Origin of the sequence: Pseudonocardia sulfidoxydans NBRC 16205, assembly GCF_007989085.1 — a bacterium.
GTDB lineage: Bacteria > Actinomycetota > Actinomycetes > Mycobacteriales > Pseudonocardiaceae > Pseudonocardia > Pseudonocardia sulfidoxydans.
In genome coordinates this window covers 91,938-102,782 of sequence record NZ_BJVJ01000012.1, presented here as the reverse complement: position 1 = coordinate 102,782, position 10,845 = coordinate 91,938, and the positions used below count along the sequence as shown (strand labels likewise).

Here is a 10,845-nt window from a genome sequence, read left to right as displayed (position 1 = left end):
TATAGCGACTATTGCCACTCACAGCGTCAGTCGGAGTCGCCGTCCGCGTCCTCGACGACCACCGCCTCCATGTCGCTCTGGGTGGCGTCGCCGCCACGGTGCAGGACGACCGTGTTCGAGTCGAGGTCGATCGGCCCGAGCTGCCACTTCTCGCCGTCACCGGCCTCGCTGCTCTCGTCACGGATCTTCGGCCCGGGGAACATCTCACCGAGTACGCCCATGCCCCGATGCTACGTCGCCGAGCCGCGCCCGCTGACCACCTCCGCCGAGTTCGACGTGCGACTGGTCCCGGCCATGATCGAACCAGTCTCGTGTCGAACTCGGCGGGGTCGAGGGCGCTGTCAGGCGAGGGTCAGGGGCAGCGCGCGGCGGGTCGGGGTGAGGTGCTCCGGACGGCCGCGGTAGGTCGTCGTCCGCTGCCGGACCGGGCGGCCCGCCGCCGTGGCGATCGACGTCAGCTCCGCCACCGAGCGGGCCGAGCCGTTCTCCGAGCCCGCCATCCGGGAAATGGTCTCCTCCATCAGCGTGCCGCCCATGTCGTCGGCACCGCCGCGCAGGATCTCCGCGGACAGGTCGTCACCGAGCTTCACCCACGAGCACTGGATGTGATCGATCCGCCCGTGCAGAGCCAGCCGGGCGAAGGCGTGCACCGCACGGTTGTCACGCTCGGTCGGGCCCGGGCGGGCGATACCGGCCAGGTAGATCGGGGCGTTGTGGTGCACGAACGGCAACGGCACGAACTCGGTGAACCCACCCGTGCGGTCCTGGATCGACGCCAGCGTGCGCATGTGCCCCAGCCAGTGCAACGGGGTGTCAACGTGCCCATACATCATCGTCGAGCTCGACGCGACGCCCAGCTCGTGCGCCGTCGACACCACCTCGACCCACTGTGCCGCAGGCAGTTTACCCTTCGTCAGCACCCAGCGGACCTCGTCGTCGAGGATCTCGGCGGCCGTTCCCGGGATGGAGCCGAGCCCGGCATCGCGCAGCTCGGTGATCCACTCCTTGATCGAGACGCCCGCCTTCGCCGCCGCGGACACGATCTCCATGGGCGAGAACGCGTGCACGTGCATCCCCGGCACCGCAGCGTGCACCGAGCGGACCAGGTCGGCGTAGAAGGTCACCGGCAGCTGCGGGTCGATACCACCCTGCATGCAGACCTCGGTGGCCCCGTCGGCGGCGGCGTCCGCGGCGCGGGCCGCGACCTCGTCCAGCGACAGCCGGAACGCGTCGGCATCCCGCTCACGCTGGGCGAACGCACAGAACCGGCACCCGACGTAGCAGACGTTCGAGAAGTTGATGTTGCGGTTGACGACGAAGGTCACGTCGTCGCCCACCGCGTCCCGGCGCACCTCGTCGGCGAGACGGGCCAGCTCCTCCAACGCGGCGCCGTCGGCGGTCAGGACAGCCATCGCGGCGGCCTCGTTGGCCGGGTTCAGCAGCGCGGCGGGGTTCGACGCGGCGAGCCGCAGCCCGGCACGGACATCGGAGTCCAGGCGCTCCGGCGCCGCCGTCGCGGACGCCGACACGCTGTCGCGCAACGCCTCCCAGTCGCCGTAGACGGAGTCGAAGTCGCCGCGACGGTCGTCGGTCCGGCCGGTGGTGTCGATCGCCTCGTGAAGGTCGATCCGGCCGGTCGACTCGAACCCGCCGTCGGGCTCCTGCCACGGCCTGCCCTCGACGACCGCGTCCTCGTTCGCGAGCCCGTCCGGCCCGGCGAGGGCCGCGACGTGGGCGTGCAGCCGGGTGTCGATCCACGGCGAACCCGCCCGCACGTAACGCGGGTACACCGTCAGCCGCTCCCGCAGCGTGAACCCGGCCTCGGCCGAGCGGGCCGCCAGCTCCTCGATCGCGGGCCACGGCCGCTCGGGGTTCACGTGGTCGGCGGTGACGGGCGAGACGCCGCCCCAGTCGTCGATGCCCGCGCGCAGCATCAACGCGAACTCCTCCCCCACCAGGTTGGGCGGGGCCTGCACGCGCACCTTCGAGCCCAGCACGATCCGGGTGACCGCGATCGTCGCGGCCAGGTCCTCCAACGACGCGTCCGGGTCGTCACGCATCGCGGTGTCGGGCTTGGCCCGGAAGTTCTGGACGATCGTCTCCTGCACATGCCCGTGCGCCCGCGACGCCGACCGGATCGCGAAGATCGACTCCGCGCGCTCGGTCCGGGTCTCGCCGATCCCGATCAGGATGCCCGTGGTGAACGGGACCCCGACGCGGCCGGCGTCGGTCAACGCGCGCAGCCGGACCGCGGGCTCCTTGTCAGGGCTGCCGTAGTGCGGGCCGGACCGCTCCGACCACAGCCGCGTCGCCGTCGTCTCCAGCATCATGCCCATGCTCGGCGCGACGGGCTTGAGCCGCGTCAGCTCCTCCCACGACATGACACCGGGGTTGAGGTGCGGCAGCAGCCCCGTCTCCTCCAGGACCGCGATCGCGCACGCACGCACATAGTCCAACGTGGAGTCGTAACCGCGGGCGTCGAGCCACTCCCGGGCCGCGGGCCAGCGCTCCTCCGGCCGGTCGCCCAGGGTGAACAGGGCTTCCTTGCAGCCCGCCGCCGCGCCCTGGCGCGCGATCTCCAGGACCTCGTCGCGCTCCAGGAACAGCGACTCCAGCCGGTGCGGGACCGTCGCGAAGGTGCAGTAGTGGCACCGGTCGCGGCACAGCCGCGTCAGCGGGATGAAAACCTTGCGCGAGTACGTGACAACGCCCGGGCGTCCGGCGTCGACCAGGCCCGCGTCGCGAACCCGGGAGGCGGCGTCGAGCAGCTCGTCGAGCTGCTCCCCGCGGGCGGCCAGCAGCACCGCAGCCTCGGTGACGTCGAGCGTCGCGCCGTCCCGGGCCCGCCGCAACGCCCGCCGCACCGCGGACGGAGAGGGTTCGGGCTCCGCAGCGCGCGGATCGGGCGAGACGTCGACCATGGTCGCTACCCTAGGTCGCCCCCGCCCGAGGGTCGACCGACCGGGCGGCCCCGTGGCGCTCTCGTCACATGCCCAGCCGTTCGCGGAACAGAACGCCCCTTCCCCGAGGTTGACAACCGCCCGCCGCAGCGCCCTGCCTGAGGTGCACGTACAGCTTCTTGCACGAACGGCACAGTCGCGCAGTTCAGTGGCGCGACTGTGCCGTTCGTGCAACCCGGGGACGGGCGGGGCGGGCCGCGCTCGGGCGCCCAAGGACGGCCGCACCGGGGCGGGGCCAAATCCGCGCGCAACCTCACTGCTGTTCCGCGCCCGTTCCACGACCGTGAGGTTGCGCGCGGAGTGTCGGGCGCAACCTCACGGCTGTTCGGGGGCTGCGGGACGACCGTCAGGTTGCGCGCCGGGCCTGCTCACACAGCAGGGTCAGGCGACGTCGGCCGGGGTGCCGCCGGTGACGGCGACGAGCTCGTCGAAGGTGGTCGGGAACACCGCGTGCGGGATGCCGCCGGCGGCCCAGACCTCGTCGTGGGCGGCCAGCGCCCGGTCGACCAGTGTGCGGACCGGCGCCGGGTGCCCCACCGGCGCGACCCCGCCGATGGGCTGCCCCGTGGCGGCGCGCACGAACTCCGGGGTGGCACGCCCGACCGAGGAGACGCCCAGGGCAGCGGCCACCTTCCCGGTGTCGACGCGGTGCGCCCCGGAGGTCAGGACCAGCAGCGGCGTGCCGCCGGCGTCGAAGACCAGCGAGTTGGCGATCTGGCCGACCCCCACCCCGAGGGCCTCCGCGGCGGCCGCGGCGGTGCGGACCTCGCCGGGCAGCACCCGCAGCCGCGCGACCCGGGCCGGATCGGCGCCACCGGCGAGCAGGGCGGCACGGACTGCGGCGACGTTGGCGTGTTCGCCGGTCACGAGTCCGCGACCCGTGTGCCGGTGAGCTGCGCCCCGTCGGTGCGGCCCAGCACGCAGAGCACGCTCCTGGAGCCGTTGCTACTGTTGACCGTCGCGTCGTCGAATGTCTGTTGCGACGGGACGAGCACGGTGAGCGTCAGAGCCGACTTGTCGCCGGTGACCCGGGCCGAGTCGAAGATCAGCGAGCAGGCGGCCTGGCCGTAGCGGGTGAGGTCGTCGGCGGGCGGGTAGGGCACCTTGGTGCCGCTGTCGAACGGCGTGAGCACCTCGAAGATTTCGAGGTCGTGGGGTCCGGTGCAGCTGGTCGACGCGTCGGAGGTGACCATGCGACCGGCGACGAGCTGCGCGGTCAGGCACGTCGGGTAGGAGAAGTCGAACTGCGGGATCTGGCCGCCGGGGCCGTAGCTGAAGGTACGGACCGCGGCCTCGGTCGTCGTGGTCCCGCCGCCGCTGCCGCCGCCGAGCAGCGTCGCGCCGCCCCACGCGCCCAGCCCGAGCCCGGCCAGCAGGGCCACGACGGCGGCGACGACGATCGGCGCGGTGCGCGTCTTCTGCGACGCACCGGCGACACCGAACGGCGCCCCCGGGTTGGTGCGGGCGGGGACGTGGGCGGTCGTCGCCCCGGAGCCGTCGGCGGGGCGGGTGAGCATGACCTCGGCCTGCTCGGCGGTGAGCCGCGCGGCCGGGTTGCGGATGAGCAGGCCCGCGATGACCGCGGCGAGGGGTCCGGTGGCGCGGGGCGGCGGCGGGTCGTCGTTCATGACCGCGTAGATCGTCTGCGGGGTGGTCTCGCGGTTGAACGGGCCGGTGCCCTCGACCGCGTAGTAGAGGGTGGCGCCGAGCGCCCAGAGGTCGGCGGCCGGGGCGGCGGGGGCACCTTCGAGCCGTTCGGGCGCCATGTAGCCGGGCGAGCCGACGAGCAGGCCGGTCGTCGTCAGACGGGGGTCGTCCGCTGCGTGGGCGATGCCGAAGTCGGTGAGGGTGGCGCGGCCGTCGTGGCCGAGCATGACGTTGCTGGGCTTGACGTCGCGGTGCACGACGCCGCCCGCGTGCGCCCGGCGCAGCGCGGCCAGCACCTGGCGGGCGACCTCGGTGGCCGACCGCTCGTCGAGGGGGCCGCCGCGCGACACGACGTCGGTCAGCGTGTCGGCCTCGATCAGCTCCATCACGATGTGGTCGACGCCCTCGTCGGTGACGACGTCGTGCACCGTGACGATGCCGGGGTGGTTGAGCCGGCCCGCGGTGCGCGCCTCGCGCAGCAGCCGGTCGCGGAACCGGCGGTGCTCCTCGTCGGACAGGCCGTCGGGCAGCCGCAGCTCCTTGACCGCGACCTGCCTGCCGATCACCCGGTCCTCGGCCCGCCACACGACGCCCATGCCGCCGCGGCCCAGCTCCCCGAGGACGACGTAGCGGCCGCCGATCACCCTGCTCGGGTTCACGACGCGTACCGGACCGTGACGGGCGCGTGGTCGGACCAGCGTTCCCCGTGGGTCGCGGCCCGTTCGACCACGGCGCTCCGCGCGCGCCCGGCGAGCCCCGCCGTCGCGACGTGGAGGTCGATCCGCCAGCCGGTGTCGTTGTCGAAGGCGCGGCCGCGGTAGGACCACCACGAGTACGGGCCGTCGACACCCGGGTGCAGGCCGCGGACCACGTCGACCCAGCCGGCGCCGTAGAGCTCCGTCAGCCAGGCCCGCTCGTGGGGCAGGAACCCCGAGTTCCTGACGTTCCCGCGCCAGTTGCGGATGTCGGCCTCTGCGTGGGCGATGTTCCAGTCGCCGCAGACGAGCACCTCGCGGTCCTCGGCCGCCGCCTTCTCCCGGCGCAACGCCAGATAGGGCGCGAACGTCGCCAGGAAGCGGTCCTTCTCGTCCTGGCGCGGGGTGCCGACGGTGCCGTTGGGCAGGTACAGCGACGCGACCGTGAGACCGGGGAGGTCGACCTCGACGTAGCGGCCCGCGTCGGCCCACTCCGCCGCGTCCACACCGATGCGCACCGCCTCGGGTTCGGCCCGGGTGAGCACCGCGACCCCGGCCCGACCCCGGGCCGCGCCGCTGGGCGCGAGGGTCAGGTGCCAACCGTGCGCGTCGAGCGCCGCGAGCAGGGCTGCGGGCAGGTCCTCGTGGCGGGCGCGCGTCTCCTGCAGGCAGACCACGTCGGCGTCGGTGGCGGCCAGCCACGCCGTGAGCCCCTTGGGGCCGGCAGCGCGGACACCGTTGACGTTGACGGAGCTGACCGTGAGCACGGGAGGAGACTGACAGATCGGTCCGACAGCCCGTAACAGCGGGTCAGCAGCTCGAACCGGCCTTCGTGGAGAGGCTGGAGTCGAGCGCCCAACGGTTCTCCCCCGCGAGCTGCCGGTAGCCGTTGACGACGTTGCGCTGCGCGTCGACCTCCTGACCCTTGGTCAGCTCCCCCACGGGCGCGAGCTCCACACCGGGGTTCTGCCGGACGTTGACCGTGTCGGAACCGACGATCATCACGCAGCCGGTCGAGCCGCTCGCGCCCTTGCCGAACTGGCCCGCGTCGATGAGCGCGAGGATCGTGAGGACACACCCGGCGACGAGGACGAACGCCCAGCCCTTGAAGGTGGACGCGTCGAGCTTCGGAACCGTGATCTTGCCAGCCATGGGCGGTCAGCGGCCTTTCGGGTGCGCGGGCTGGGTCCACCGTAGCCGAGCGCGACGCGCCCGTGACCGTCCGAAACGCCACGCCCCTGTGAAACGCCACGCGGCGCGCACCCCGTCGTGGGGGTGCGCGCCGCGCGGTGTGGTGCGGAACGTCAGGCGCGCGCCTTCTGCAGGTTCGCGTCCAGCGTCTCGAGGAACTCCTCGGTGGTCTGGTACGGCGCGTCCTTGCTGATGAGCAGGGCGAGGTCCTTGGTCATCTTCCCGCTCTCGACCGTCTTGATGACGACGTCCTCGAGCGCCTCGCTGAAGCCGATCAGCTCCTGGTTGCTGTCGAGCTTGCCGCGGTGCGCCAGGCCCCGCGTCCAGGCGTAGATCGACGCGATCGGGTTCGTCGACGTCGGCTTGCCGGCCTGGTGCTGGCGGTAGTGCCGGGTGACGGTGCCGTGCGCGGCCTCCGCCTCGACGGTCTTGCCGTCCGGGGTCGCGAGGACCGAGGTCATCAGGCCCAGCGAGCCGAAGCCCTGCGCCACGGTGTCGGACTGCACGTCGCCGTCGTAGTTCTTGGCGGCCCACACGTAGCCGCCCTCCCACTTCAGCGCCGCGGCGACCATGTCGTCGATCAGGCGGTGCTCGTAGGTGAGGCCCGCCGCGTCGAACTTGTCCTTGAACTCCGCCTCGAAGACCTCGGCGAACAGGTCCTTGAAGCGACCGTCGTAGGCCTTGAGGATCGTGTTCTTGGTCGACAGGTAGACCGGGTAGTTCCGGGCCAGGCCGTAGTTCATCGACGCGCGCGCGAAGTCCCGGATCGAGTCGTCCAGGTTGTACATCGCCATCGCGACACCCGAGCCCGGGGCCTGGAAGACCTCGTGCTGGATGGGCTCGGAGCCGTCGGCCGGGGTGAAGGTGACGGTCAGCGTGCCCTCGCCAGGGAACTTGAAGTCGGTGGCGCGGTACTGGTCACCGAACGCGTGACGGCCGACGATGATCGGCTTCGTCCAGCCCGGCACCAGGCGCGGGATGTTCGAGATGATGATCGGCTCGCGGAAGATCACGCCGCCGAGGATGTTGCGGATCGTCCCGTTCGGGGACCGCCACATCTTCTTCAGGCCGAACTCCTCGACGCGTGCCTCGTCGGGGGTGATCGTCGCGCACTTGACGCCGACGCCGTGCTTCTTGATGGCGTTGGCCGCGTCGATCGTGATCTGGTCGTCGGTCTTGTCGCGGGCCTCGATGCCGAGGTCGTAGTACTCGAGATCGACGTCCAGGTACGGGTGGATCAGCTTGTCCTTGATGAACTGCCAGATGATCCGGGTCATCTCGTCGCCGTCGAGCTCGACGACCTTGCCCTCGACCTTGATCTTCGCCATGTCGGCGGGCTCTCCTCTCGGGACGCGACTCTTCTCCGGACAAGCGTACTGGTAAAGCTCCGCACCGCCCGGGTGACGTCCGCCCCGTTCACCCGGCGCTGGTCACACCAGGGATGCAGCCCTCCGGAACGCGTCGACGAACAGTGCGTGGTCGGCCCGGACCCGGACCGCCCACCCGTGGGCGAGGGCCCCGGGAGGCCGGGCCGGGGACGAGGCGCGTCGACGGGAGTCCCGGCGGGGCTGGGAGGATGGGACCGTGACGGCGACGGTGATGGACGGCAAGGCGACCCTGGCGGAGATGCTCGTCGAGCTCTCGGCGCGCGTGCAGAAGCTCACGGCGGCAGGAGCGACGCCCGGCCTCGGGACCGTCCTCGTCGGCGACGACCCCGGCTCCCACTCCTACGTGCGGGCCAAGCACCGGGACTGCGAGAAGGTCGGCATCCGCTCGATCCGCCGCGACCTGCCCGCCGACGCCACCCAGGCCGACGTCGAACAGGCCATCGACGAGCTCAACGCCGACCCCGCCTGCACCGGCTACATCGTCCAGCTCCCCCTGCCGCGCGGTCTGGACTCCGGCGCCGCGCTGGAGCGCATCGACCCCGACAAGGACGCCGACGGCCTGCACCCCTCCAACCTCGGACGGCTCGTCCTCAACGAGTCCGGGCCCCTGCCCTGCACCCCGCGCGGCATCGTCGAGCTGTGCCGGCGCTACGACGTCGAGCTCGACGGCGCCCGCGTCGCGGTCGTCGGTCGTGGCGTGACGGTCGGCCGGCCGCTCGGGCTGCTCCTCACCCGGCGCAGCGAGAACTCGACGGTCACCCTCTGCCACACCGGCACCCGCGACCTCGCCGAGGAGGTTCGCCGCGCCGACATCGTCGTGGCCGCCGCCGGCGTGCGCGGGCTGATCACCGCCGACATGGTGCGTCCCGGCGCCACCGTCCTCGACGTCGGCGTCACCCGCACCGACATCGGGCTCGTCGGGGACGTCGCCCCCGAGGTCGCCGAGGTCGCGGGCCTACTCGCCCCCATGCCCGGCGGTGTCGGGCCGATGACGCGCGCGATGCTGCTCACCAACGTCGTCGAGGCTGCCGAGCGGACCCTCGGATGACCGGTGCCGACGGCACCCGCCGCGGCTGGCGGGCCGTGCTCGCCGACCACGGCGCCCTGCTGCTGGTGCTGGCCATCGCGCTCGCCGGCATGCAGCGGGTGCTGACGGCGCATTGGCGCGAGGGCGCGGTGCTGCTCGGCGGCGCGATGATCGTCGCGGCCGTGCTGCGCGTGATCCTGCCCCAGGAGCGCATCGGCCTGCTGGCGATCCGCAGCAAGGTCGTCGACGTGCTCCTGTACTCGAGCTTCGGCCTGGTCATGGCCGTGCTCGCCGTGACGATCACACGGGTGCGCCTCTCCGCCCCCTGACCCGGCGCCTGCCCGGCGCCCCGCCGAACCCGGTGCGTACGGCGGGGTGCACCGATCAGCTGATGACCAGGCCGTGCGCCACCGCGAACCGGACCGCCGTCTCGGCGTCGACCCTCGCGCCCGTCAGCCGGGCCTGGACCAGGCCGTCCGCGTCGATCCGGGTACCGCGCAGGTCGGCGCCCTCGAGACGCGCATCGCGCAGCCGGGCGCCCGACAGGTCGGCCCCCGCGAGGTCGGCCTCCCGCAGATCGGCCTCCACCAGGTTCGCCTCCCGCATCCGCAGCCCCGACAGGTCTGTCCTGCGCAGGTCGGCGCGGCCCAGCGCGACCAGCGTCAAGTCGCAGTCGACGAATGTGATCGGCCGCAACCGGGCCCCGAGCAGGCTGCTGCCCAACAACGAACACCCGTGGAACCGCGCACCCAGCAGCGTCGCGGCCTGGAACGTGCACGTGCGCAGCGCCGTGCCCCGGTGCTGGGAGTCCCCCAGGTCCGCGCGGGCGAAGTCACACTCGTCGAACGTGCAGCCCTCGGTCCGCAGCCCGCGCAGGTCCGATCCGGTGAACGAGCACCGGACGAAGCGCCGGCGCACCCAGTGCTCGTCGGCCGCGACGATCTCCGAGAAGTCCTCGTCCTCGTGGAACTCCTCCTCGATCTCGACCTCGACCGTCTCCGGCGACTCCGCCACCCCGCCCCCTCCGACTCCACCGACCGTCCCGTCCTGACGCACGGTGCCACACCCCACCGACAGTCCTGATCCACTACCCGATCCGCTAGGTGCTCACGGCATCCCTCATTCGATTCGAATTCCGCCCTGACAGGTCTGTCGTCACGATGGGTTCACCTGATCCGTTGACGGCACTGCCCATTCGCCGGGGTGTCTTCCCTACTGCCGCGGCGCACAATCGACGCACCGACGACGTCGGACGTCGTCGGTGACCGTCGACGAGGAGTGTGGTCATGAGCGTTGAAAGCGACGTGCAGTCCGGGGCGCATGCCGCTGCCGAAACAGTTGCCCCGGCCCCTGTCGGAAATCCCCTCCTGCTCGGTCTGGCGACATTCCTACCGGGCGGTCTCACCCTCGGTCTCTGGTTCGTCGGCTATCTCGACACCGCGACGCTCCCCGGCGGGATGATCCCCGCCGTCTCGATCTGTACCGGCGTGTTCATGCTGGTCGCCACGGTCTGGGCCGGCCGCGCCGGGATGAGCACCGTCGCCACCGTGCTCGGCACCTTCGCCGGCTTCTGGTCCAGCTTCGGTGTGCTCCTGATCGGCCTGACCAGCGGCTGGTGGGGCGTCACCCAGGCTGCCCAGGTCGCGTCGGTGCAGCGGACCTACCTGCTGGCGTTCCTGATCGTCTTCGTGATCCTGACGCTGGCGACCTTGCGCCTCCCCATCACGTACACGCTGGGACTGGTGTTCGTCGACGCGACGTTCGCGCTGGCATTCATCGGCGTCAGCGCCGGCAATACCGGCCTGTTCCCCATCGCCGGCATCACGACGTTCATCTTCTGCGCGATCTTCGCCTACATCCTGATGGACGGCATCGGTCAGGATCTCGGCGGACGCGCCATGCCCATGGGTAACCCGATGGTCAAGTAGATCCGTTCT

11 protein-coding genes are annotated in these 10,845 nt (G+C 72.0%); 3 read left to right on the top strand and 8 right to left on the bottom strand.

Going from position 1 to position 10,845, the window contains the following annotated elements; genetic code table 11:
* Positions 1–26 precede the first annotated feature (26 nt).
* The 7 genes from PSU4_RS08975 to PSU4_RS08945 all read right to left on the bottom strand — a co-directional run bounded on the left by PSU4_RS08975 (position 27) and on the right by PSU4_RS08945 (position 7,821).
* On the bottom strand, positions 27–221 hold the full coding sequence (locus PSU4_RS08975) for a hypothetical protein (protein ID WP_147104826.1): 195 nt from the start codon (positions 219–221) through the stop codon (positions 27–29).
* 120 nt (positions 222–341) lie between these two features.
* A complete protein-coding gene (locus PSU4_RS08970; protein WP_147104823.1) occupies positions 342–2,921 on the bottom strand; it encodes a bifunctional FO biosynthesis protein CofGH in 2,580 nt (859 codons plus the stop codon).
* Positions 2,922–3,341: 420 nt separating this feature from the next.
* Positions 3,342–3,827 carry a YbaK/EbsC family protein gene (locus tag PSU4_RS08965; RefSeq protein ID WP_147104819.1) on the bottom strand — a complete coding sequence of 162 codons (486 nt, stop codon included), beginning with the start codon at positions 3,825–3,827 and terminating at the stop codon, positions 3,342–3,344.
* Complete coding sequence (locus PSU4_RS08960; protein ID WP_246115008.1) at positions 3,824–5,266, bottom strand: serine/threonine-protein kinase; 1,443 nt, start codon at positions 5,264–5,266, stop codon at positions 3,824–3,826. The genes PSU4_RS08965 and PSU4_RS08960 overlap by 4 nt, the downstream gene beginning before the upstream one ends.
* On the bottom strand, positions 5,263–6,069 hold the full coding sequence (locus PSU4_RS08955; protein WP_147104817.1) for an exodeoxyribonuclease III: 807 nt from the start codon (positions 6,067–6,069) through the stop codon (positions 5,263–5,265). Before PSU4_RS08955 ends, PSU4_RS08960 begins: the two co-directional genes overlap by 4 nt.
* A 43-nt stretch (positions 6,070–6,112) precedes the next feature.
* Positions 6,113–6,454: an SH3 domain-containing protein gene (locus PSU4_RS08950; protein WP_147104813.1), complete on the bottom strand. Its 342-nt coding sequence runs from the start codon at positions 6,452–6,454 to the stop codon at positions 6,113–6,115.
* A 152-nt stretch (positions 6,455–6,606) separates the two neighbouring features.
* Entirely contained in the window at positions 6,607–7,821 is a 1,215-nt protein-coding gene (locus tag PSU4_RS08945; protein ID WP_147104810.1) for an NADP-dependent isocitrate dehydrogenase, read from the bottom strand.
* Positions 7,822–8,077: 256 nt separating this feature from the next.
* Here PSU4_RS08945 and PSU4_RS08940 point away from each other — a divergent pair, with 256 nt between their 5' ends.
* Positions 8,078–8,929, top strand: a complete 852-nt coding sequence (locus PSU4_RS08940; RefSeq protein ID WP_147104807.1) for a bifunctional methylenetetrahydrofolate dehydrogenase/methenyltetrahydrofolate cyclohydrolase — start codon at positions 8,078–8,080, stop codon at positions 8,927–8,929.
* Positions 8,926–9,237, top strand: coding sequence for a DUF3017 domain-containing protein (locus tag PSU4_RS08935; RefSeq protein WP_147104804.1), 312 nt, complete (start codon positions 8,926–8,928; stop codon positions 9,235–9,237). The genes PSU4_RS08940 and PSU4_RS08935 overlap by 4 nt, the downstream gene beginning before the upstream one ends.
* A gap of 55 nt (positions 9,238–9,292) precedes the next feature.
* Here PSU4_RS08935 and PSU4_RS08930 read toward each other — a convergent pair whose 3' ends face one another.
* Positions 9,293–9,922 carry a pentapeptide repeat-containing protein gene (locus PSU4_RS08930; RefSeq protein ID WP_147104796.1) on the bottom strand — a complete coding sequence of 210 codons (630 nt, stop codon included), beginning with the start codon at positions 9,920–9,922 and terminating at the stop codon, positions 9,293–9,295.
* A gap of 272 nt (positions 9,923–10,194) precedes the next feature.
* On the opposite strand from PSU4_RS08930, the gene PSU4_RS08925 reads away from it, so the two are divergent.
* Positions 10,195–10,836: an acetate uptake transporter family protein gene (locus PSU4_RS08925; RefSeq protein ID WP_147104794.1), complete on the top strand. Its 642-nt coding sequence runs from the start codon at positions 10,195–10,197 to the stop codon at positions 10,834–10,836.
* Positions 10,837–10,845: the final 9 nt, after the last annotated feature.